The 22,081-nt window shown below is 72.3% G+C and carries 25 protein-coding genes and 1 tRNA gene; 18 read left to right on the plus strand and 8 right to left on the minus strand.

The annotated features are described in order from the left end of the window. Nucleotides 1-63 precede the first annotated feature (63 nt). From cysS to QI633_RS04400, 5 genes are all read left to right on the plus strand, one after another. Nucleotides 64-1,482, plus strand: a complete 1,419-nt coding sequence (cysS, locus tag QI633_RS04380) for a cysteine--tRNA ligase (protein ID WP_282428236.1) — start codon at nucleotides 64-66, stop codon at nucleotides 1,480-1,482. A gap of 2 nt (nucleotides 1,483-1,484) precedes the next feature. Continuing rightward, nucleotides 1,485-2,459, plus strand: coding sequence for a 23S rRNA (guanosine(2251)-2'-O)-methyltransferase RlmB (gene rlmB / locus QI633_RS04385; RefSeq protein WP_141800252.1), 975 nt, complete (start codon nucleotides 1,485-1,487; stop codon nucleotides 2,457-2,459). Beyond that, the gene (locus QI633_RS04390) at nucleotides 2,456-3,976 is read left to right on the plus strand and encodes a metallophosphoesterase (protein ID WP_282428237.1); all 1,521 of its coding nucleotides are present in this window, start codon (nucleotides 2,456-2,458) and stop codon (nucleotides 3,974-3,976) included. Before rlmB ends, QI633_RS04390 begins: the two co-directional genes overlap by 4 nt. A 104-nt stretch (nucleotides 3,977-4,080) precedes the next feature. Then, nucleotides 4,081-4,590, plus strand: coding sequence for a hypothetical protein (locus QI633_RS04395; RefSeq protein ID WP_282428238.1), 510 nt, complete (start codon nucleotides 4,081-4,083; stop codon nucleotides 4,588-4,590). Between the two features lie 135 nt (nucleotides 4,591-4,725). Further along, nucleotides 4,726-4,804: transfer RNA gene (locus QI633_RS04400), tRNA-Gln, on the plus strand. 1 nt (nucleotide 4,805) lies between these two features. On the opposite strand, the gene QI633_RS04405 is transcribed toward QI633_RS04400, so the two are convergent. The 3 genes from QI633_RS04405 to QI633_RS04415 all read right to left on the minus strand — a co-directional run bounded on the left by QI633_RS04405 (nucleotide 4,806) and on the right by QI633_RS04415 (nucleotide 6,020). Further along, a complete protein-coding gene (locus QI633_RS04405; protein WP_282428239.1) occupies nucleotides 4,806-5,204 on the minus strand; it encodes a DoxX family membrane protein in 399 nt (132 codons plus the stop codon). Nucleotides 5,205-5,241: 37 nt separating this feature from the next. Next, on the minus strand, nucleotides 5,242-5,421 hold the full coding sequence (locus tag QI633_RS04410) for a DUF5999 family protein (RefSeq protein WP_141800249.1): 180 nt from the start codon (nucleotides 5,419-5,421) through the stop codon (nucleotides 5,242-5,244). A gap of 110 nt (nucleotides 5,422-5,531) precedes the next feature. Then, entirely contained in the window at nucleotides 5,532-6,020 is a 489-nt protein-coding gene (locus QI633_RS04415) for a pyridoxamine 5'-phosphate oxidase family protein (RefSeq protein ID WP_282428240.1), read from the minus strand. A gap of 148 nt (nucleotides 6,021-6,168) precedes the next feature. Here QI633_RS04415 and QI633_RS04420 point away from each other — a divergent pair, with 148 nt between their 5' ends. The 6 genes from QI633_RS04420 to QI633_RS04445 are packed head-to-tail and all read left to right on the plus strand — an operon-like array spanning nucleotide 6,169 to nucleotide 12,667. Then, the gene (locus QI633_RS04420) at nucleotides 6,169-6,909 is read left to right on the plus strand and encodes an ABC transporter ATP-binding protein (RefSeq protein ID WP_282428241.1); all 741 of its coding nucleotides are present in this window, start codon (nucleotides 6,169-6,171) and stop codon (nucleotides 6,907-6,909) included. Next, the gene (locus QI633_RS04425; protein WP_282428242.1) at nucleotides 6,906-8,243 is read left to right on the plus strand and encodes an FtsX-like permease family protein; all 1,338 of its coding nucleotides are present in this window, start codon (nucleotides 6,906-6,908) and stop codon (nucleotides 8,241-8,243) included. The genes QI633_RS04420 and QI633_RS04425 overlap by 4 nt, the downstream gene beginning before the upstream one ends. A gap of 14 nt (nucleotides 8,244-8,257) precedes the next feature. After that, entirely contained in the window at nucleotides 8,258-9,481 is a 1,224-nt protein-coding gene (locus QI633_RS04430) for a histidine kinase (protein ID WP_282428243.1), read from the plus strand. Continuing rightward, nucleotides 9,478-10,119 (plus strand): response regulator transcription factor, encoded by a 642-nt coding sequence (locus QI633_RS04435; RefSeq protein WP_141801226.1) that lies wholly within the window; start codon nucleotides 9,478-9,480, stop codon nucleotides 10,117-10,119. Before QI633_RS04430 ends, QI633_RS04435 begins: the two co-directional genes overlap by 4 nt. A 33-nt stretch (nucleotides 10,120-10,152) precedes the next feature. Continuing rightward, the gene (gene glmU / locus QI633_RS04440; RefSeq protein WP_282428244.1) at nucleotides 10,153-11,652 is read left to right on the plus strand and encodes a bifunctional UDP-N-acetylglucosamine diphosphorylase/glucosamine-1-phosphate N-acetyltransferase GlmU; all 1,500 of its coding nucleotides are present in this window, start codon (nucleotides 10,153-10,155) and stop codon (nucleotides 11,650-11,652) included. Nucleotides 11,653-11,686: 34 nt separating this feature from the next. Continuing rightward, complete coding sequence (locus QI633_RS04445) at nucleotides 11,687-12,667, plus strand: ribose-phosphate diphosphokinase (protein ID WP_186348242.1); 981 nt, start codon at nucleotides 11,687-11,689, stop codon at nucleotides 12,665-12,667. A 356-nt stretch (nucleotides 12,668-13,023) separates the two neighbouring features. On the opposite strand, the gene QI633_RS04450 is transcribed toward QI633_RS04445, so the two are convergent. Both QI633_RS04450 and QI633_RS04455 read right to left on the minus strand, forming a co-directional pair. Further along, on the minus strand, nucleotides 13,024-14,190 hold the full coding sequence (locus QI633_RS04450) for an ATP-binding protein (protein ID WP_282428245.1): 1,167 nt from the start codon (nucleotides 14,188-14,190) through the stop codon (nucleotides 13,024-13,026). 71 nt (nucleotides 14,191-14,261) lie between these two features. Then, entirely contained in the window at nucleotides 14,262-14,696 is a 435-nt protein-coding gene (locus QI633_RS04455) for a MarR family transcriptional regulator (protein WP_282428246.1), read from the minus strand. A 68-nt stretch (nucleotides 14,697-14,764) separates the two neighbouring features. Between QI633_RS04455 and QI633_RS04460 the strand changes: the two genes are divergently transcribed. Continuing rightward, nucleotides 14,765-15,388 (plus strand): maleylpyruvate isomerase family mycothiol-dependent enzyme, encoded by a 624-nt coding sequence (locus QI633_RS04460; protein ID WP_141800240.1) that lies wholly within the window; start codon nucleotides 14,765-14,767, stop codon nucleotides 15,386-15,388. 17 nt (nucleotides 15,389-15,405) lie between these two features. Here QI633_RS04460 and QI633_RS04465 read toward each other — a convergent pair whose 3' ends face one another. Next, a complete protein-coding gene (locus tag QI633_RS04465) occupies nucleotides 15,406-16,053 on the minus strand; it encodes a maleylpyruvate isomerase family mycothiol-dependent enzyme (protein ID WP_141800239.1) in 648 nt (215 codons plus the stop codon). A 68-nt stretch (nucleotides 16,054-16,121) separates the two neighbouring features. On the opposite strand from QI633_RS04465, the gene QI633_RS04470 reads away from it, so the two are divergent. From QI633_RS04470 to QI633_RS04495, 6 genes are all read left to right on the plus strand, one after another. Further along, on the plus strand, nucleotides 16,122-16,547 hold the full coding sequence (locus QI633_RS04470) for a MarR family transcriptional regulator (RefSeq protein WP_141800238.1): 426 nt from the start codon (nucleotides 16,122-16,124) through the stop codon (nucleotides 16,545-16,547). 200 nt (nucleotides 16,548-16,747) lie between these two features. Then, complete coding sequence (locus tag QI633_RS04475) at nucleotides 16,748-17,392, plus strand: 50S ribosomal protein L25/general stress protein Ctc (protein WP_141800237.1); 645 nt, start codon at nucleotides 16,748-16,750, stop codon at nucleotides 17,390-17,392. A 92-nt stretch (nucleotides 17,393-17,484) separates the two neighbouring features. Next, entirely contained in the window at nucleotides 17,485-18,087 is a 603-nt protein-coding gene (gene pth / locus QI633_RS04480; protein WP_282428247.1) for an aminoacyl-tRNA hydrolase, read from the plus strand. Between the two features lie 163 nt (nucleotides 18,088-18,250). Beyond that, nucleotides 18,251-19,042 carry a 3'(2'),5'-bisphosphate nucleotidase CysQ gene (locus QI633_RS04485; RefSeq protein ID WP_282428248.1) on the plus strand — a complete coding sequence of 264 codons (792 nt, stop codon included), beginning with the start codon at nucleotides 18,251-18,253 and terminating at the stop codon, nucleotides 19,040-19,042. 2 nt (nucleotides 19,043-19,044) lie between these two features. Continuing rightward, entirely contained in the window at nucleotides 19,045-19,812 is a 768-nt protein-coding gene (locus QI633_RS04490; RefSeq protein ID WP_282428249.1) for a hypothetical protein, read from the plus strand. A gap of 46 nt (nucleotides 19,813-19,858) precedes the next feature. Beyond that, nucleotides 19,859-20,254, plus strand: a complete 396-nt coding sequence (locus QI633_RS04495) for a VOC family protein (protein WP_141800233.1) — start codon at nucleotides 19,859-19,861, stop codon at nucleotides 20,252-20,254. Here the strand turns inward: QI633_RS04495 and QI633_RS04500 are convergent. Continuing rightward, entirely contained in the window at nucleotides 20,251-20,868 is a 618-nt protein-coding gene (locus tag QI633_RS04500; protein WP_282428250.1) for an alpha-ketoglutarate-dependent dioxygenase AlkB, read from the minus strand. The genes QI633_RS04495 and QI633_RS04500 overlap by 4 nt on opposite strands. 61 nt (nucleotides 20,869-20,929) lie before the next feature. Continuing rightward, nucleotides 20,930-21,982, minus strand: a complete 1,053-nt coding sequence (locus QI633_RS04505; protein WP_282426139.1) for an IS30 family transposase — start codon at nucleotides 21,980-21,982, stop codon at nucleotides 20,930-20,932. Between the last annotated feature and the right edge of the window lie 99 nt (nucleotides 21,983-22,081).

The raw sequence follows: 22,081 nt of genomic DNA on the forward strand, positions 1-22,081 counted from the left end.
GCCGTGGCAGGCGGGTCCGCTGACGATGTGAGGCGGACCCGCGCGGATCCCTAGACTGGCGGCGTGACCATCCGGCTCTACGACACCGCGACCCGCGAAGTGCGCGACTTCGTGCCCCTCCACGAGGGCAGGGCGGGTCTGTACGTGTGCGGCCTGACGGTCCAGAGCGAGCCCCACGTGGGGCACGTCCGCTCGGCGGTGAACTTCGACGTCCTCCAGCGCTGGCTGCGCCACCGCGGCTACGAGGTCACGTTCATCCGCAACATCACCGACATCGACGACAAGATCCTGGCGAAGTCGGCCGAGCAGGGCCGGCCCTGGTACAACCTCGCCTACGCGATGAAGATCGAGCTGGACAAGGCGTACGCCGCGCTCAACGTCGCGCCGCCGACGTACGAGCCCGCGGCCACGGGCCACATCCCCGAGATGATCGTGCTCATCGAGCGGCTGATCGACCGGGGTCACGCCTACCCGGCCGAGGACGGCAGCGGCGACGTCTACTTCGACGTGCGCTCCTGGCCGTCGTACGGCGAGCTGACCCACCAGGGCGTCGACGACATGGAGCCGGCCGCCGACGCCGACCCGCGCGGCAAGAGGGACCCCCGCGACTTCGCATTGTGGAAGGGCCGCAAGGACTCCGAGCCGGAGACGGCGTCCTGGCCCAGTCCGTGGGGCCGCGGCCGCCCGGGCTGGCACATCGAGTGCTCCGCGATGGCGGGCAAGTACCTCGGCGAGGCGTTCGACATCCACGGCGGCGGCGTCGACCTGCGCTTTCCCCACCACGAGAACGAGCAGGCCCAGTCGCGCGCCGCGGGGGCTCATTTCGCGTCGTACTGGATGCACAACGCGTGGATCACGACCGCCGGCGAGAAGATGAGCAAGTCGCTCGGCAACACCCTCTCGATCCCCTCGGTGCTGCAGCGGGTGAGCGGCGCGGAGCTGCGGTTCTACATGGTCGCCGCCCACTACCGCTCCCACGTCGAGTTCTCGTTCGAGGCGCTCGACGAGGCGGCTGCGGGCTACCAGAGGATCGTCTCCTTCCTCGACAGGGCCGGGGTCTCGACGGGCTCGACGGGCTCGACCGGCTCGGGCGGTGCGCTGCCGGACGCCTTCGCCGCCGCGATGGACGACGACCTCGGTACGCCGGCCGCGGTGGCCGTGCTCTACGACACCGTGCGCGAGGGCAACCGCCAGCTGGCCGCCGGCGAGGACGTCGCCGCCACAGCGGGCGCGGTCTGCGCCATGCTCGACGTGCTCGGCGTGCACCCGGCCGACCCGACCTGGGCCGGCGCCGGTGCCTCCGGCGCCGAGGAGCGGCTCACCGCCGCCGTCGACGCGCTGGTCGCCGGGCTGCTGGAGGAGCGCACCCAGGCGCGCGCCGACAAGGACTGGGCCCGCGCCGACGCGATCCGCGACCGGATCAAGGCGGCCGGCATCGAGGTCACCGACACCCCCGACGGACCCACCTGGAGCGTGAGCTGACCATGGCCGGAAACTCGAGCCGCAAGGGCGCGATCCGCAAGTCGAGCAAGAAGCCGACCGGAGGGACGGGCGGCAAGGTCCGTCGCGGCCTGGAGGGCAAGGGCCCCACGCCCAAGGCCGTCGACCGCGAGTACCACAAGGCGCACAAGATCGCCGAGGCCCGCAAGCGGGCCGACAAGCGCGCCGGGACCCAGCGCGGCGGCCCGCGGCGCAAGCCCGGCGGCGACGAGTGGATCGCCGGGCGCAACCCGGTCGTCGAGGCGCTGCGCGAGCGGGTGCCGGTGACGTCGGTGTACGTCGCCGAGGGCGCCGAGCGCGACGGCCGGCTGCGGGAGGTGTTCCGGCTGGCCGCCGAGAACGGCATCGGTCTGCTCGAGGTCAGCCGCGGCGAGCTCGACCGGCTCACCGACGGCGCGGTCCACCAAGGCCTCGCCGCGCGGATCCCGGCGTACGAGTACGCCCACCCCGACGACCTCCTCGACGCCGCGGACGACCTCGGCCAGAAGCCGCTCGTGGTGATGCTCGACTCGATCACCGACCCGCGCAACCTCGGCGCGATCGTGCGCAGCGCCGCCGGCTTCGGCGCCCACGGCGTCGTCATCCCCGAGCGTCGCGCGGCCTCGATGACGGCTGCCGCGTGGAAGACGTCGGCCGGGGCGGCCGCCCGCTGCCCGGTCGCGCAGACGGTCAACCTGACCCGGCAGATCAAGGCCTACCAGGAGGCTGGCTGCTTCGTCATCGGCCTCGCCGCCGACGGCGACCTGACCCTGCCCGAGCTGACCGCGGACGCCGACCTCGTCGAGGGCCCGCTGGTGCTGGTCGTCGGCTCCGAGGGCGACGGGCTGTCCCGGCTGGTCGCGGAGAGCTGCGACCGGCTGATGTCCATCCCGATGGCCGGTGTGCTGGAGTCGCTGAACGCCGGTGTCGCCGCGTCGGTCACGCTGTACGCCGTCGCGGAGGCCCGCGCCCGCGGGTGATCCGCCTGGTCCGCCGCATGCCGGTCCGCCGCTTCCTCAAGGTCCTCGCGTACGTCGGGACCTGGGTGGTCCTGTCCCTGGCGATCGCCGGCGCGATCTTCCTGCACAGTGAGCGGACCGTCGAGATCGCCAGCCACGAGGCGAGGCTCAGCCCCAACTTCTCCGGCGAGGTGGTCGCTCGGATGGGCCCGGTGCTGCCGGACCTGCGGATGCCGTCGGGCTCGCGGGTCGGGGTCGAGGTCGAGCTGGGCAAGACCGACGCCGCGACGCTGGAGGAGCTGACCTCGCGGTACGCCGCGATCGCCTCGCAGCCCGAGGGGCAGATCGCCGTCGCCCAGCGGGCGGTGGAGGCGATGGCGCTGGCCGCGCTGGTGCAGGGCGCCGTGCTCGGCGCCGTACCGCTCCTGGTGTGGGCCCTCGTCGGGCGCGCCCGACGCCAGGAGCTGTACGCCGGGCTGCCGACCCGGCGGGGCCTGGCCGTCTCGGGGCTCGCCGTCGCCCTCACCGTCGCGGCCGTCGTGCCGTACGGCTGGGGGCGCACCGACCCGCCCGCCGAGCACTGGAGCTCGCTGCGCGACTTCCTCGGCCCCGAGGTGCCGCTGCCCGACGAGCTGGACGGGGTCGAGGTGATGGCCGACGCGACGACGGCGCAGTCGCGGCGGCTGATCGAGAGCGGCATCAGCAGCTATGACGAGAGCCTGAAGTTCTACTCCGAGGCCGCGGACGACGCGGCGATGCTCGACCTGCGCAAGCCCGAGGAGGGCGAGACCGTCGTCCTGCTGGTCTCCGACCGCCACGACAACGTCGGCATGGACAAGGTGGCCCGCGCGATCGGCGAGACGGGCGGCGCGACGGCCGTGTTCGACGCCGGCGACGACACCTCGACCGGCAGCCGCTGGGAGGCGTTCTCGCTCGACTCCCTCGCGGCCACGTTCAAGGACCTCGACGGGCGGTGGGCGGTCGCGGGGAACCACGACAACGGCGGCTTCGTGCGCAGTCACCTCGAGGACCTCGGCTGGACCTACTTCGACGACGAGGTGATCGACGGCCCCGGTGGGTCGCGGATCCTCGGCGTCGACGACCCCCGCTCCAGCGGTCTCGGCGACTGGCGTGACCAGACCGGCCTGAGCTTCACCGAGGTCGCCGACCTGCTCGGCGACGCCGCGTGCGCTGCCGACGAGGACGGCGACCGGGTCAACACGCTGCTCGTCCACGACGCCAACATCGCCAAGCCCGCCCTGGAGCGGGGCTGCGTCGACCTGGTGCTCGGCGGGCACATCCACGTGCAGACCGGCCCGACCGCGGTCACGGCCGACGACGGCCGGATCGGCTACACCTACACGCTCGGCACGACCGGCGGTGCGGCGTACGCCATCGCCATCGGCAGCAAGCTCCGCCGCCCCGCCAGCATCGCGCTGGTGACCTACCGCGAGGGCCGGCCTGTCGGCATCCAGTCGATCACCCTGCAGCCGAACGGCCGGTACGACGTCGACCCCTGGGCGCCGCTCACCTACTGACCACCTGCCGGACACCAGGTTTGGTGATGGTTCGCCGGGGTAGGTGGCGTCTCGTTTTGTTGTGGGTGGCTCGGGATCGCCCTGACCTCGAAAGGGAATCTCGAATGGGGAAGAGCCTGCTGCTCAAGCTGGGCAGTGTCGGTGTCGCGGTCATCGTGATGGCGGTGATCGGTGGCATCAAGTACTTCGGCACGGAGAAGATCGAGCAGGCCAAGGCGCCCGACGTGGGTGAGTGCCTGGTCATGACCGGCTCGAGCTTCGACGCCGATCACAAGGAGGTCGACTGCGGCGACGCGGAGGCGGTCTACAAGATCGTCAGTGACAAGGGCAGCTGCGACGACGCCGAGCTCAACTACACGATCTCGGTCGGCCGCGTGGACTCCGGCAACGTCGCGGACCTGTGCCTGGCGCTGAACGCCGCGAAGGGTGACTGCTTCGACCTGGGCGGCATGTCCACTCCGGCCACGAAGGTCGCGTGCACCGAGGGCGCCAGCAACACGTCTGTCGTCAAGGTCGTCTCGGTCGGCAAGGCAGGCGAGGAGTGCGCCAACAGCGCGCAGCCGCTGGAGAACAAGAAGCAGAAGACCCTGCTCTGCCTCGGGCCGGCTGCCTGAGGCCAGCGCGTTCGGGAACGGTCGGGTCTCTCGGGGCCCGACCGTTCTGCGTCGCTACGCTGTTCCCGCAATCCCCAGTTGGTCTGCCGGGCCAAGGTGCTGCCCCGCCAGGCGGGCCCTACGCTGTTCCCGCAATCCCCAGTTGGTCTGCCGGCAGGGCCCGCCTGACTTTGAATCAGGACAAGCGACGTAGGTTCGACTCCTACCTGGGGAGCTCACTCATCCCTGTCGAGCGCGACCTGGACCAGCCCGCCGATCATGGCGAGGTTCTTGAGCAGCTGCACCTGCTGCTGCTTGCGCGCGGCGGGGTCCTCGACCTTCCAGAACGCGTGCCCGGCCAGTGTCGTCGGGACCATCGAGCCGATCAGCCCGAGGGCGGCGGTGCGAGGGAGCACGCCGGCCGCGATGGCGGCCCCGCCGGCGGCCTGGGCCGCGCCGTTGGCACGCACGAGAAGGGTGTCGTCCTCCGGCAGCGGTACGACGCCGCGCAGGGTCGCGAGGAGCGGCCCGGCCGCGGCGACGCGGCCGCCGGGGGTGCGCAGGGCGTCGACGCCGAGCAGGACGTAGGTGGTTCCGGTCAGCAGGCGGGCGAGCCGCCGGGCGGTCGTGCGCATGCTCCGACCGTACGCTCCCGGCCCAGGCCGACCCCGGTCAGGCGGAGCGCGGCAGCGACATCGCCTGTCCCTCGGGCGTGAGGTACGCGCCGTCGTCGAAGAGGATGACGCCGTTGCAGAGCCGGCACCAGCCCTGCTCGCTGTGGTCGGCGGTCACGTGGGCGGTGCAGCAGTCGGGGTCCCCGGCGGCCGGGCACTCGGGTGAGTGGTCACACATCGTCGTGCTCCCTTTCGATCGTTCACACTTTCATCTCTGGTGATACGCCTGATCGGCCGCAGATGCACGCTCTTTCGCCGAACTGTGGAAAACGCTCCAACAGTGCGGGCTCACCAGATCCGGACGCGGTGGTCGTCGGCGCGCCCGTGCCGCGGGCACGGCTGCCGCGGCTCGCGCGGGCAGAGCACCCACAGCGCGGTCGCGTCGGCGCGGTAGAGCCGCCACGGGGCGTCGCCGGTGACGTCGTCGACGGCGATGGCCGAGCCGCCGCGCTCCGCCGGACCCGGGTACGACGCCAGCCCGGCCTCGAGGTCGGCGCCCTCGAGCACGGTCGCGCTGCCGGCGGCGTACAGGCAGCGACCGTGGTACGGCGCGACGGTCGAGTCGAACACGGCCAGGCTGACCGCGGGCCGGGCGGTGAGGTTGAGCGAGTGCTGCGAGGCGGGCGAGGAGACCCACAGGAACCGGCGCAGGTCGTCGGTGGCGCTGAAGTAGACCGGGGAGGTCCAGGGCAGGCCGTCCGCGTCCACGGTGCCGAGCGTGAGGTAGCGGTTGGTGGTGGCCAGGTCGCGTGCGTGCTGCTCGAGAGTGTCGTCCACGGGTGGTCCCTTCGGTGGCTCCTCCCATCCTGCGTCCGGCGGCGGGGTGGGGAAAACCCCACCCCGGATCGGCAGGTCAGGCCCATCGAGCGCGACGCCCGCAGTTCCTAGCGTCGGAGACACCAGATTCCGACGCCAGGAGGCACCCATGTCCGACACCGCGCTCGAGGTCCAGGACCTCACCCGCACCTACGGCGCCGGCGACAACACCGTCGCCGCGCTCGCCGGCATCGACCTCGCCTTCCGGCGGGGCACCTTCACCGCCGTGATGGGGCCGTCCGGCTCCGGCAAGTCCACCTTCCTGTCCTGTGCCGCGGGCCTCGACAACCCGACCAGTGGCCGGGTCCTCGTCGGCGGCACCGACGTCACCGACTGGGACGAGGAGCGCCGCACCCGGCTGCGCCGCGAGCGGATCGGGTTCGTCTTCCAGGGCTTCCACCTGCTGCCGTACCTCTCCGCCGCCCAGAACGTCGGCCTCCCCAGCCGCCTCGCCGGCAAGCGGGTCGACCGCGAGCGGGTGCGCTACCTGCTCGACCGGGTCGGCCTCGGCGACCGGGCGCACCACCTGCCGGGCAGCCTGTCCGGCGGCCAGCAGCAGCGGGTCGCCATCGCCCGGGCACTCCTCACCTCGCCCGACGTGCTGCTCGCCGACGAGCCCACCGGCGCCCTCGACTCCGCCACCGCCCGCCAGGTCCTCGGCGTCCTGCGCAGCAGCGTCACCGACCTCGGCCAGACCGTGGTGATGGTGACCCACGACCCCGTGGCGGCGTCGTACGCCGACGAGGTCGTCTTCCTCGTCGACGGCCGGGTCGCGGGCCGGATGACCCACCCCACCGCCGACGCCGTCGCCGGCCAGATGGCCCACCTCGACGAGCTGGTGTCGGCATGAGCAGCGGGATGAACGCCCTGGCCCTGCGCAGCCTGCGCCACCGTCCGCGCGCCGCCGTCGCCACCTTCCTGGCGGTCCTGCTCGGCACCCTGCTCATCGGCTCCTTCGCCACCCTCGCCGAGTCGTCGGGCGCCGCGTCCGGCACCGACGCCGACACGCTGGTCATCCTCGGCGCCGTCGTCGGCGGCTGGGGCGCGGTGATCGTGCTCTTCTCGGTCGCCTCGACCGTCGGGATCACCACCACCCAGCGCGCCACCGAGATCGGCCTGCTGCGCACGATCGGGGCCACGCCTCGCCAGGCCCGCCGGCTGATCGCTCGCGAGTGCGGTGCGATCGCCGTGACGGCCGCCGTCGCCGGCGCCCTCCTCGCCTCGTTGACCGGTCGCGCGCTGTTCGCGATGATCCGCTCCGGCGGACTGGTCTCCGAGCGCACGGAGTACGACGCCGGACCGGCCTCGGTGGGCGGTGCCGCCCTCCTCGTCCTCGTCGTGTCCGCCCTCGCCGCGAGCGTGGCCGCCCGCCGCGCGACCCGCGGTCCCGCCGGGGTCGTGGCCCGCGAGAGCGGCGGCGAGCAGGGCCGGATGCGGTGGTGGCGGGTCGCGGTCGCGCTGCTGCTGATCGGCTACGGGATCGCGATGGCCGTCATCACGATCACCGTGACCGCGCACGACGCCGACCCGTACGCCGCGATGTCGACCAGCGGCTCCAGCTCGATCCTGGTCGGCGTCGGGATGGCCGTGCTCGCGCCTGTCCTCCTCCGCTGGGGTGCCGGTCCGGTCCGGCTGCTGGCCGGCACCTCCGCGACGGCGCACCTGGCGTCGTACAACACCGCTCGCCGGGCGCACCTGCTCGCCGGCGTGCTCGCCCCCGTCGTCGTGCTGACCTCGGCCGCCGTCGGCACCCTGATGCTGGTCGACATCGACCAGCGCACCCTGCCGGGAGGGACCGCCGACAGCGACACGATCAACCTGCTCAACAACGTCGTCGTCGGGATGGTCTCGCTGTTCGCCGCGATCATGGTCGTCAACGCGTTCGTCGCGACGATCGCGCACCGCCGCGAGGAGCTGCACCGGCTGCGGCTGCTCGGCGCGACGCCCCGCCAGGTCCGCGGCTCGGTGGTCGCCGAGGCGGGGGTCGTCGCCGTCGTCGGCGTCGTGCTCGGCACCGTCGCCGCACTGACCACCGTCGTCCCGTTCGCCGTCGCCCGCCACGAGGGCGTGGTCCCGGACGGCGGCCTGTGGCTGGCGCCCGTCGTGGTCGCCGCGGTCGTCGTGCTGACCATCGGGTCGGCACGCGGTGCGGTGCGCAGCGCCGCACGGGAGACGGCGCGATGACAGACTTGGCCACGATGGACGTGCTGGCTCCGATCCGACCGCTGCCCGTGACGCCGGTCGACGAGGCCGGGCTGCGGGAGCGGCTGCGGCTGAGCCTGGTGGCCGCCGGGTACGCCGTCTCCTTCGTCCCCGGCCTGGCGCTGGCCATCCTCACCCTGCTCTGCATCCCGCTCGGGCTCGTCGGGGTCGGCTTCCTGCTGGCGCTCGGCGTGGTCCCCGCGACCGCGGCGCTCACCGGCGTCCACCGCCGGATGAGCGGGCGGCTGCTCGGGGAGTCGATCGAGACGTCGTACGCACCGGCCCGGGGCGTCGCCCTGGTCCGGCCGGCGTACTGGCTGCGCGACTCGGCCCGCTGGCGGGACTTCGGCTTCCTCTGCTTCGCCGCGACCGGTGGCTTCGTGCTCTCGACCCTGCCGGTCCTGCTGCTGACCACGCCGATCACCTGGCTGATCCTGGCCTTCACGGCCGGCGACTGGGCCTGGGTGCTGCTGTTCGTCTTCAGCGGCCCGCTGCTGCTGGCGTGGTGGGTCACCGCCGAGCCGCTGGTCCGGGCCCGCGCCCGCGCCGAGCGCGCCATCCTCGGCCACGACCGGGTCGCCGAGCTCGAGGAGCGGGTCGGGCAGGTCGAGGAGTCCCGGGCCGAGACGCTCGACCACTCCGCGGCCGAGGTGCGCCGCATCGAGCGCGACCTCCACGACGGCGCCCAGGCCCGGATCGCCTCGGTCGGGATGAGCGTCGGGCTCGCCGAGAAGCTGCTGCAGACCGACCCGGCAGCTGCCGCCGCCCTGCTGCGTGAGGCCCGCGAGACCACGATGGACGCCCTCGACGACCTGCGCTCCGTGGTCCGCGGCATCCACCCGCCGGTCCTCGCCGACCGCGGACTCGCCGGCGCGATCGAGGCGCTCGCGGTCGCCATGCCCGTCCCCGTCGCCGTCTCGGTCAGCGTCCCGAGGCTGCCCGCTCCCGTCGAGTCCGCCGCCTACTTCGCCGTCGCCGAGTGCCTCGCCAACACCGTGAAGCACGCGGCGGCGAGCCGGGCCTGGGTGACCGGGACGTACGACGACGGGCGGCTGCGCCTCGTCGCCGGCGACGACGGCCGCGGGGGAGCCGACGCTGCCGGCTCCGGGCTCGCGGGTGTCGTGCGCCGGCTCGCCGCCTTCGACGGCACGATGGCCCTCGACAGTCCCACCGGTGGACCGACCACGGTCCGGATGGAGGTGCCGTGCCTGCCCCTCTGAGAGCAGTGCTCGCCGAGGACCAGGCGCTGCTGCGCGTGGGCCTCACCCGGATCCTCGAGTCCGGCGGGATCTCGGTCGTCGAGGCCGTGGACAACGCGCCCTCACTGGCCCGGGCGCTGACCCGCGACGACATCGACATCGCCGTGGTCGACGTACGCCTCCCGCCGACCAACACCACCGAGGGACTCGAGGCCGCGACCGCGGTGCGCGCCACGCGGCAGGCGTTCCCGGTGCTGGTGCTCAGCCAGTGGGTCGAGCCCCTCTACGCACGGGACCTGCTGGCCGGGGGAGAGGGCGCGATCGGGTACCTCCTCAAGGACCGGGTCGCCGACGTGGACGGGTTTCTCGCCGCCGTCCACCAGGTGGCCTCCGGCGGCACCGTGCTCGACCCGGAGGTGGTCGCCGCTCTCGTCTCCGCGCGGTCACGACCTCTGGACCGGCTCACCGACCGCGAGCGCGAGGTGCTCACGCACATGGCCGAGGGCCGCTCCAATGCGGCGATCGCGGCGCGGATGGTCGTCACCGAGAAGGCCGTCGGCAAGCACATCAACAACATCTTCACCAAGCTCGACCTGCCCCAGGCCGCCGACGACAACCGGCGGGTGCTGGCGGTGCTGGCCTGGCTGGACGGGCGCTGACGCTCGCCGATCCGGGGCGTCTAGGGTGGCGACGTGAGCGACCTGACCGTCATCGTCCTCGCCGCCGGCGGCGGCACCCGCATGAAGTCGAAGACCCCGAAGGTCCTCCACCGCATCGGCGGACGCACCATGATCGGTCACGTCCTGGCAGCGGTCGGCGCGCTCGAGCCGGTCCGGCTGGTGACCGTCGTCGGACACCAGCGCGAGCTGGTCGCGCCCCACGTGAGCGAGCTGCGGCCCGACGCCGTCCTGGCGGTCCAGGAGGAGCAGCTCGGCACCGGGCACGCCGTACGGATGGCTCTGGAGGCGCTCGACGGATCGCCGGGCGAGGGCGTCGTCCTGGTCGCCAACGGCGACACGCCCCTGCTCGAGGCCGAGACACTGCGGGCCTTCGCGGAGGCGCACCGTGCCGCGCGGGCTGCGGTCAGCATCCTCAGCGGCATCGTCGCCGAGCCGTTCGGCTACGGCCGGATCGTGCGCGACGAGGCCGGCGTCGTGCAGGCGATCGTCGAGGAGAAGGACGCTACCGAGGCCGAGCGTGCCATCACCGAGATCAACTCCGGCATCCTTGCCTTCGACGCAGCCTTCCTCGCCGACGCCGTCGGCCGGATCGGCAACGACAACGCCAAGGGCGAGTACTACCTCACCGACGCGATCGGCCTGGCCCGCGACGCGGACCTCGTCGTCACCGCGCACCCGATCGACGACGCGCTGCAGACCGAGGGGGCCAACGACCGCGCCCAGCTCGCCGACCTCGGCCGCGAGCTCAACCGCCGCATCGTCACCCGCTGGATGCGGGACGGCGTGAGCGTGATGGACCCGGCGACCACTTGGATCGACGCCGACGTGGTCCTCGCCCCCGACGTCACGATCCTCCCCGGCACCCAGCTCCTCGGCGCGACCGTCGTCGCCGAGGACGCCGTGATCGGCCCCGACACCACGCTCGAGGACTGCGAGATCGGCGCCGGCGCGCGTGTCGTACGGGCCCACGGGCAGCTCGCCGTCATCGGCGCCGGCGCCTCGGTCGGCCCCTTCGCCTACCTCCGGCCCGGCACCCTGCTCGGCGCCGACGGCAAGATCGGCACCTTCGTCGAGACCAAGAACGCGCAGATCGGCGACGGCGCCAAGGTCCCGCACCTGTCGTACGTCGGCGACGCCGAGATCGGCGAGGGCACCAACATCGGCGCCGGCACGATCTTCGCCAACTACGACGGCGTCGCCAAGCACCGCACCGTCGTCGGCAAGCAGGCCAAGACCGGCTCCAACAACACCTTCGTCGCGCCCGTCGAGATCGGCGACGGTGCCTCGACCGGCGGCGGGACCGTCGTACGACGCAACGTGCCGGCCGGTGCGCTCGCCGTCAGCGCCGCACCCCAGCGCAACCTCGACGGCTGGGTCGCCTCGCACCGGGCCGGCACGGCGCAGGCGGCGGCCGCGGAGGCTGCTGTGGCTGCTGTGGCGGGCGCCACCGATGAACAGTCCGAAAACGGACCCGGACTTGGGGGCGACGCCGCCGAGCGGGCAGAATCCTAGGTACCACCTTCGGCGACCAGGGGGAGTCACGCGCGTGAGCGGTCTGAAGCGGACGACCGAGAAGAACCTGATGGTCTTCTCCGGACGAGCACACCCCGAGCTGGCCGACGAGGTCGCTCAGATCCTCGACCAGGCCCTCGTCCCGACCTCGGCGTACGAGTTCGCCAACGGCGAGATCTACGTCCGCTACGAGGAGTCGGTGCGCGGCTGCGACGCCTTCGTGATCCAGAGCCACACCACTCCGATCAACGAGTGGATCATGGAGCACCTGATCATGGTCGACGCGCTCAAGCGCGCCTCCGCCAAGCGGATCACCGTGGTCATGCCGTTCTGGGGCTACAGCCGCCAGGACAAGAAGCACCGCGGTCGCGAGCCGATCTCGGCGCGCCTGATGGCCGACCTGTTCAAGACCGCGGGCGCCGACCGGATCATCACCGTCGACCTGCACGCCGACCAGCTCCAGGGCTTCTTCGACGGCCCCGTCGACCACCTGATGGCGCTGCCGATCCTCACCGACTACATCAAGCAGAAGTACGGCGACCAGGAGCTCGCCGTCGTCTCGCCCGACGCCGGCCGGATCAAGGTCGCCGAGCGCTGGGCGGCCCGACTCGGCGGCGTACCGCTGGCGTTCATCCACAAGACCCGCCGCACCGACGTCGCCAACGAGGTCGTCGCCAACCGCGTGGTCGGCGACGTCAAGGGCCGCATGTGCGTGCTGACCGACGACATGATCGACACCGGTGGCACCATCGTGAAGGCCGCCGAGGCGCTCATGGCCGACGGCGCCGCGGGCGTCATCATCGCCGCCACCCACGCGATCCTCTCCGACCCCGCCGTGGACCGGCTCAAGAACTGCTCGGCCACCGAGGTCGTCATCACCAACACGCTGCCGGTGCCGCCCGAGAAGCAGTTCGACAAGCTCACCACGCTGTCGATCGCGCCGCTCGTGGCCCGGGCGATCCGTGAGGTGTTCGAGGACGGCTCGGTGACGAGCATGTTCGACGGCCACGCCTGAGCCATTTGGCGCTCGCTCCGCTCGCGCATGTCGCGCCGCCTGCCAACGCCGTTTCTTCCTCCCCCGCTCGCTCGTTCCTCGCTCGCTCCTCCGTCCAGAAACGGCGGGCGGCGCGACGAGACCCAGCCGAATGTCGTGCGCGACCGCACGACATTCGGCTGAGTGCTTTCCGTCGGGCGCGCCGCGTTGCCTGGACGAAGCGGAGCGAGCGCCAGCGAGCGCAGCGGAGGAAGGCAACGCGTCAAAGCGCGCCCGACATGCGAGCGAAGCGAGCCAAACCAACACCGTGAGTCCCTCACGCAGCGCACCAACCCCGCACCCTGGCCGGACCCCGACCCCGACCCCGACGCTGGCCCTCAGGCGTCCGCGAGAGCTCGCACGAACGCCCCGAACCCGGGCAGCGTGAACCGCACCAGCCCGTGACCGACCGGCTCGATCACGCCCTTCTCGATCAGCCGCTCCCGGGGCACGCTGATGGCGCGGGAGTCGACGCCCATGCCCGCGGCGATGGCCGCGCGGGTGACGTTGCCGTCGCCGGCCGCGGCCATCGCGGCGAGGAAGCGCTGCTCCAGGCGGGAGGCCGCGCCCCAGCGGGCGCGGTGCATCGCGGCGAGCTGGTCGCGGGCGACGGGCAGGCCGCGCTTGACGTGGGCGAGCGTCAGCCGGGTGCCGGCGTCGGGCCCGGCGGCGTCCCAGGTGGTGGAGCCGAGGAGCTGGAGCAGGTAGGGGTAGCCGCGCGACTCGGCCACCACGGCCGCCAGGGCGCCGTCCGTCCAGGCCACCCCCTCGGCCTCGGCGGGGCCGACGAGGGCGGCGCGGGCGTCGTCGTCGGAGAGGACGTCGAGCGAGACGAAGGTGCTGCGCTCACCGAAGGTCGCGGCCCGGGTGAGCGCCTCGGGGGTGACCGGCAGGCCGGCGGCGACGGTGGCGAGCGGGTTCTCGGTGCGCTCGCCGTCGAGGTTCTGCAGGGTGTTGAGCAGCACCGACATCTCGTCGGCCGAGGCGGTGTGCAGCTCGTCGAGCAGCAGGAACAGGCCCGAGCCGCCGTGGGCGCGGACCGACGAGGCGGCGTCGTGGAGCAGGGACTCGAGCATGCCGATCGCGGCCTGTGGGGGAGCGGTCGCCGTCTCCTTGCGCGCGACCTCGGCCTGCACCTTCGCCCCTGGTACGCCGACCTCCACCGTCAGCCGGTCGAGCTGGCCGCGCCACCTCTTGTCCGTGGGTACGGCGTCCGCCCGCTCGAGCGCCCGCGCGACGCTGTGCGCGATCGCCGAGAGGACCGGCTGTTGGCGGGAGCAGGCCACCCACGCGGTCACGAAGCCGGCCTCGACGGCGCCGCGCTGCGCCGCGCGCAGCAGCGACGTCTTGCCGATCCCGCGCGGCGCGTGGAACACCATGAGTGGTCCGCCGAGCTCGCCGTACGTCGCGACCCGGGCCAGCAGGCCCTCGATCCGGCGCATCTCCACGGCCCGCCCGGCGAGGATCCGGGGCACCTGGCCGGGGGTGTAGGGATTGCTCGGCATGCCGCCTCCCGCGGGTGATACGACTTTATACTTGGTCGAAGTATAAAGACGTATCTGGCCGTTCGCCGGACTCAGAGGTACGGGTCGGTGATCTCGCGCAGCGCTGACAGGGCGTCGCGCAGCGCGGCCATCCGGCGCGGCCCGAGGTGCGCCTCCCAGGTCGCCTCGAGCTGCCGCAGCGCCTCCGTCGCGGCCGCCCGCGCCTGCTCGCCGCGCCCGGCGACCCGCACCAGTCGGGCCCGCGCGTCGGTCGGGTCGGGCACGCGCTCGACGTACCCACCGGCCTCGAGCTGGTCGACCATGTAACCGGCCGTCTGCTTGGTGACCTGGGCCGACTCGGCGAGCTCGGTCAACCGCGAGCCCGAGTCCGCGATCCGCGCGAAAACCCGTGCCTGGGCCAGTGTCAGGTCGTCGAAGCCCCGCGCGGCGAGGTGCTCGAGGGACGCGTTCTCGGCGTACCTGTAGGGGATGAACAGCAGCAGCGGCGTGGGGGAGGGATCGGGCACGACTGCTCCTTGACAAGATGATCAGAAGTTCTGACTATCGAGGGGAGACTACCAAGCGAGGTGCCCCGATGGACGTCGACACGGCGTGGCAGCACACCCACGAGCAGCGCCGCGCGCTGGCGGACCTGTTGGCCGGGCTCGACGACGCGGCCTGGGCCACGCCGTCGGTGTGTCCCGGCTGGAGTGTCCGCGACGTCGCCGCGCACGTGATCTCCGTGCCCCAGATGACCTGGGGACCGTTCCTGCGCGCGTGCGTCCGCGGCGGGTTCTGGGTGCCAAGGGTCGGGTTGCTCGAGGGCCGCCGGCGTGGGCGGGCGGAGATCCCTGCCATCCTCGAGCAGTACGAGACGTACGACGGCTCGCGCGTCTCGACGCCGTTCACGGGCCACCTCGAGCCGTTGATGGACGTGCTCGTGCACGTCCAGGACATCGTCCGGCCGCTCGGGTTGCACCGCGACGCGCCGCCGGAGGCGGCTGCTGCCGCCGCGGACACGGCCTTGCGGCTCGGTCTCTTCCTCGGCCGGCCCCGCCTCGGCGGCGTCCGGTTGGTCGCGACCGACGTCGCGTGGAGCCACGGCGACGGAGCCGAGGTGCGGGCACCGATGCTGGAGCTGCTGCTCCTGTGCACGGGGCGCGCGGCCGACGGCGCGCTGGTCGAGGGTGACGGCCGGTCGCTGGTCCGGCTGGCCTGACGGCGTCGGCTCGAGGCTCAGGAGAGGGTGGCGACCGCCGCCAGCCCCTCGCCGCTCACCAGGTCCGGGTCGGGCGCCCGGCCCGAGGCGAGCATGAGCAGCTCCTGGATCGGCCCGGTGATCGTCGGGCCGGAGCCGCGGTCCCAGGCGACGTCGGTGGCGACCATCCGCACGCTGCGCACGAGCTTGCCCGAGCCCATGAGGAAGGCGAGGCGTCGTACCCGGTCGGCGGCCACGGCCGCCGCCTCCGGCGCCATGGCGCGTCGTACGCCGAGGGGCCGGGCGATGTCCTGATGGTGCAGGAGCGCGTCGATCAGCGGCTCGACCGAGGTGGTGGTCGGGACGTGGTGGGTGCTCGTCGCGTAGCGCTCGAAGTCGCCGAGGATGCTCTCGCGGGTCTCGCGCGCTCCCAGCCGCTTCACCTCGCGGTAGATCATCGTGTTGTAGCCGCGACCGAGGTTGCGCACCGTCATCCCGGGCATCTGCGCCCACCCGATCCGAGGAGTCGAGATGACGTGGGCGGCGACGTCGTGGACGGTCCAGCCGGGGCAGAGCGTGTCGTGCGCCCAGTCGGCGGGGTCGAGGTCGGCCAGTGTCGCCGCCAGCGCGGCGCGCTCGGCGTGGATGTGCGCCCAGATCGCGGCCTTGTCCATGTCGACCTCCATTTGGTCAGTCTCCCTGGCTGATATAGTCAGTCTGACTGACCAATTCGTCAAGGCCCGAGGAGGATGCGATGGCACACCCGGCACTGTTGATGTTCATCGGTGCGCGCTACGTCGAGCAGCGGGTCTCCGACGCCGTCGCGGCCGCCGGCTACGGCGACATCACGCCGGCCATGGGCCGGGTCGCCGCCCGGCTGAGCGAGGAGGGGATCCGGGTGACCGAGCTGGCCGAGCAGGCCCGGATCACCAAGCAGAGCGCGAGCGTCCTGGTCGACCAGCTCGAGCGGGCGGCGTACGTCGAACGCGTGCCGGATCCCGCCGACGCCCGGGCCAGGCTCGTGGTGATCGCGCCGCGCGGGCGTGAGGTCCAGCGGGTCGCGCGCCGCGAGGAGCGGGCGATCGAGCGGGAGTGGACGCGCCACCTCGGCGCGGAGCGGATGGCGGCGTTGCGGGCGGCGCTCACCGACCTGCGCGAGATCACCGACCCGTACCAGTGACGATTTCGTCCGGCCCGCCCGTCGCGAGTAGTCTTCTCCGGTTGCCTCGGCGAGGGAGCACCCGCTTCTGTGACTCCGTGATCGACTGGGCCGGTACGTCTTCATGACGCCGCGCGCCCTGCCGGTCACCGGGTGAGGGAAGCGCGGCGTTTCTCGTCTCCGGGCAGCCGCCACCACCACGCGACGATCAGGAGATCCCCATGAGCACCGAGAAGATCCAGGCCGAGGTCCGCACCGAGTTCGGCAAGGGCGCCGCCCGCCGCATCCGCCGCGAGAACAAGATCCCCGCCGTCGTCTACGGCCACGGCAACGAGCCGGTCCACCTGACCCTCCCGGGCCACGACACGATGATGGCGATCAAGCACGGTGGCGCCAACGCGGTCCTCGAGCTCGAGTTCGACGGTACGTCGCAGCTCGCCCTCACCAAGCAGGTCCAGGTCGACCCGGTCCGCCGCGTCCTGGAGCACGTCGACTTCGTCGCCGTGAAGCGTGGCGAGAAGGTCACCGTCGACGTCCCCGTGCACGTCGTGGGCGACGCCGCCGCCGAGACCCTGGTCGTCACCGAGAACGCGACCGTCCAGGTCGAGGCCGAGGCCACCCACATCCCCGAGCAGTTCGAGGTCAGCGTCGAGGGCGCCGAGGCCGGCACCCAGATCCTCGCGAGCCAGATCGAGCTGCCGAACGGCGTCTCGCTGCTCACCGAGGCCGACACGCTGGTCGTCAACGTGACCGCCGCACAGACCGCCGAGCAGGCCGAGGCCGAGCTGGAGGAGGCCGAGGCCGAGGCCGGCATCGAGCGGGACGAGCCCGAGGCCGAGGCCGCTGAGGGTGGCGACTCCGAGTGATCGGCAGGCTCAGGTGGTACCTGGGCCGTCTCATCTCCCCGGCGCGGACGCCCGCGCCGGGGAGCACCGCCGTACCCGACGAGGAGACCTTCGTGGCTGACGCGACCAGCGCCGACGTCTGGCTCGTCGTCGGGCTCGGCAACCCCGGCCCGTCGTACGCCGGGCACCGGCACAACATCGGCTACCTGGTGGTCGACGAGCTCGCCCGCCGGATGGGCAGCGGCTTCCGCGCCCACAAGACCGGCCGCGCCGACGTCGTCGAGGGCCGACTCGGCGCCCCGGGCGTCCCCGGCCCCCGGGTGGTGCTGGCCAAGTCCCGCTCGTACATGAACGAGTCGGGCGGCCCGGTCAAGGCGCTCGCGACCTTCTACAAGGTCCCTGCCGACCGGGTGATCGCGATCCACGACGAGCTCGACATCGACTTCGGCACGCTGCGCGTCAAGAAGGGCGGCGGCGACAACGGCCACAACGGCCTCAAGTCGATGCGCTCCTCGCTGGGCACCGGCGACTTCTACCGGGTCCGGGCCGGCATCGGCCGCCCGCCGGGTCGCCAGGAGGTCGCCGACTTCGTGCTGTCCAACTACGGCACGGTCGAGCGCAAGGAGCTGCCGTTCCAGGTCGACTCCGCCGCCGACGCCGTCGAGTCCCTCATCGCCGACGGCCTCGAGAAGACGCAGTCCCGCTTCAACAGTTGAGCCGCCTTCCCCCGAACCGTTCGATCGAACGGATCGGGGGAGGAATGGGGCCCGGAACCCCCTCGAACCGTTCGATCGAACGATTCGGGGGCACTCGGCGGCCCGCTGTCCTGCCCACCGGCACGACTGCGCCCGGGTTCGAGCGGCCCATTACGCTGGCGGCGTGACTTTCGAGCCCGGTACCCCCGCTCCCGAGGTCGTCGCCGACGACCACCTCCTTGCTGCCTGGCTGGCCGAGGAGGCCGGCCGCCGCCTGCTGGAGGTGCGGACCGAGGGCCTGGCGGGCAAGGAGCTCAAGGACGCCGGCGACCGCGCGGCGCACGTGCTGCTGATGGACCTCCTGGCGACGTACCGTCCCGACGACGCCGTCCTGTCCGAGGAGGCGCTCGAGAGCGCGGCCGACAAGGACGCCCGGCTCACTGCCAGCAAGGTCTGGATCGTCGACCCGCTCGACGGCACCCGGGAGTTCTCCGAGCCGCCGCGCGACGACTGGGCGGTGCACGTCGCGCTCTGGCAGGACGGCGAGCTGGTCGCCGGTGCCGTCGCGCAGCCGGCACTGGGCGAGACCTTCAACACCGGCACCCCGCCGGTCGTCCCGGCGCGCACCTCGCAGCGGCCGCGGATCGCAGTCTCCCGCACCCGCCCGCCGGCGTTCGTCGAGGCGCTGGCGAAGGAGCTCGACGCCGAGCTCGTCCCGATGGGCTCGGCCGGCGTGAAGATGATGTCGGTCGTGCGCGACGTGGCGGACGCCTACGTGCACGCGGGCGGCCAGTACGAGTGGGACTCGGCCGCGCCGGTCGCGGTCGCGCGGGCCGCGGGCCTGTTCACCTCGCGGGTCGACGGCAGCGAGCTGGCCTACAACCAGGCCGACGTCTACCTGCCCGACGTGATCGTGTGCCGTCCCGAGCTGTCCGAGCAGATCCTCGCCTTCATCGCCGCGAACGGCACCGACTGACGGTGGCGGGCGACACCGAGGAGCGGGTACGACGCGGGCCGAGCATCGACTGGCCCGCCACCTTCGCGGGCGCCGGTGCGGCCGTCACGGTCGCCGTCCTGCTGTCGACCCTCGGTGCCGCCGGGACCCTGATCGGCGCTGCCCTCGGCAGCGTCATCGCGACGGTCAGCTCGGCCCTCTACAAGCAGGGGATCGAGACCAGCCGGCGCCGGGTCGCCGAGGTGCAGGCCGCGGCGCTGGAGCGTGAGGCGGCCCGCGCCCACCGGCACGTCGAGGCGACCGAGGTGCTCGACGCCGTCGACGCGGCCGAACCCGACGAGCCTGACGGCTCCGACGGCACCGCCGCGGCTCCGGGCGGCAACCGCTGGGCGGCGCTGCCGTGGAAGCGACTCGCGCTGCTGGCCGGCATGGTCTTCCTGATCGCGGTCGTCGCGATCAGCGTGGTCGAGCTGATCGCCGGCAAGAGCGTCTCGACCATCACCGGCGGCACCGACGGCAAGGACCACACCTCCATCGGTGGCGTGTTCGGCGGCGGCGACGACACAGGCAAGGACAAGCAGCAGCAGGAGCTGCCGGCCGAGGAGACCCCGACGCCGACGCCGACCCCGAGCGAGACCGCGACCGTCGTACCGACGCAGGGCACGGACCCGGCGACGCCCGTCGACACCTCGACGCCGACCGAGACGCCCACGCCGACCGAGCCGACCACCCCGACGCCGACCCCGACGCCGTCCGCGAGCGTCACCCCGTCGGCCTCGATCACGCCCTGACCGAAACCCGTTTGCCCGCGCGGCGGGACCGGGCGAGGGTGGGTGCGTGACGTCGTACATCTCCCACACCACCATCGACTGCGCCAACGCCTACGAGCTCTCGGAGTGGTGGAAGCCGGTCCTCGGCTACACCGACCTGCCCGGCGACCCCAACGAGCCTGGGCACGAGGAGTGCATGATCATCGACCCCGAGACCGGCCACCAGGTGCTGTTCATCGAGGTCCCCGAGCCGAAGACCGGCAAGAACCGGATGCACTTCGACCTGCGCCCGCGCACCGGCACCCGCGACGAGGAGATCGAGCGGCTGTTGGCGTACGGCGCCGTGGAGGTCGCCGACCACCGCGGCATCCGCGGCCCGGGCAGCGGGTGGATGACCTTCGCCGACCCGGAGGGCAACGAGTTCTGCGTGGTGCGCTCGCAGGGCGAGCTCACGAATACCTAGAAGACGTTGAGCGGCCGGAACTGCACGGAGATCCGCGGTCCGGCAGTGGCGACCTTCGGTACGGCGTGCTCCCAGGTGCGCTGGCACGAGCCGCCCATCACGACCAGGTCGCCATGGCCCATCTCGACGGCGAACGCCTCGTCGCGCCGCTCGGGGTCGCGCGGGCGCAGGTGCAGTCGGCGCGGGTCGCCGACCGAGACGATCGCGACCATGGTGTCGTCGGTGGAGCCACGCCCGATGGTGTCGCCGTGCCAGGCGACGCTGTCGCGCCCGTCGCGGTAGTAGCAGCAGCCGGCGGTGCGGAACGGCTCGCCGAGCTCGGCGGCGTACCGCTGTGTCAGTCGCTCGCGGGCATCGGCGAGCGCCGGGTGGGGGAGCTCGTCGCCGATCATGTAGGTGAACACCAGGCGGGGCACGTCGACCACCCGGTCGTACATCGCCCGCCGCTCGGCACGCCACGGCACGTCGCGGACCAGGGTGGCGAACACGTCGTCGGCGTCGGGCAGCCAGTCGCGGGCGACGTCGACCCAGGCGCCGGCGCTGAGCACGCGCCGCTCGGTGGTGACCTCGCTCGCCGCGGCGTCGAACAGGCTGGTCTGGAAGTCGACCGTCATGGACCGATGATAACCCGGATTCGAACAGGTGTTCGCATGCCGCGCTCGGCAAAAGGCGGACTCAACCCGCTGTTGCAACGAGTGCCTCGTTGAGCACCTGTCCGGGAGTTTGCCAGTTGAGCGTCATGCGGGGCCGGGTGTTGAGCCGCAGCGCCACGTCGTCGCACTCGGTCTGAGTGACTCCAGTCAGGTCAGAGCTCTTGGGCCAGTACTGGCGGAGCAGGCCGTTGGTGTTCTCGTTGCTGCCGCGCTGCCAAGGCGAGTAGGGATCGCAGAAGTAGACGCTCACACCGGTCTCGACCTTGAACCTGGCGTGTTCGGCCATCTCGGTGCCGCGATCCCAGGTGATCGACTTCACCAGGTCGGTGGGCAGCGTGGCGATCAACTGTGCCAGCGTCATCCGGGTCGTCTCGGCGGTGTGCCGGCCGGGGATCGGGGCCAGCAGCACGTACCGGCTCGAGCGCTCCACCAATGTGATGATCGACCCCTTGCCCTTGGCGCCCATCAGCAGGTCACCCTCCCAGTGCCCAGGTACAGCGCGGTCTTCTACCTCGGCGGGACGTGCGCTGATCAGCACATCATCACTGAGTCGGATGCTGCTGCGTTTTGCGGCACTGGCCTGCGGCTTTCGTTGCATCCGCTTCGAACGCAGGTGCTGTGTGAGCTCCCGCTTGAGCTGGCCCTTGGTCTGAACGAACAGCGCCTGGTAGATCGTCTCGTGGGACACCCGCATCGCCTCGTCATCGGGGAACATCACCGGCAGCATCGCCGCGATCTGCTGCGGGGACCAGTCGGCCCGCAGCAGTTCCCAGACCTTCTCCCGCAACGGGCCATGGTCAAGCCGGCGCCGGCACCGCCGACGTGCCCGCCGATCGGCGAACTCCTGGGCCGAGGCTGCGTCATATCGATTCCGGTAGCCCTTGCCGCCGCCGCGCGCGATCCGGCCTCGCACCGACCTTGACCCGTACCCGGTAGCCCGGTGTCGACGCAGCTCACGCGAGATCGTCGAGGGATGTACCCCCACCAACGCTGCGATCGTCCGCTGCGGCAGACCAACTCGATAACCCCGCTCGATCACCGACCGCTTCTCAGCGGTCAAACGCTTTCCTGCCATCCGCGCAACCTCCACTTTCCCGCATGGAGTTGCAACAGCCGATTGAAACCGCCAAATTCCACCTGTTCCCGGGACGCTGTCCCGGTCGCGTCCCTACTG

Origin of the sequence: Nocardioides sp. QY071 (assembly GCF_029961765.1) — a bacterium.
GTDB lineage: Bacteria > Actinomycetota > Actinomycetes > Propionibacteriales > Nocardioidaceae > Nocardioides.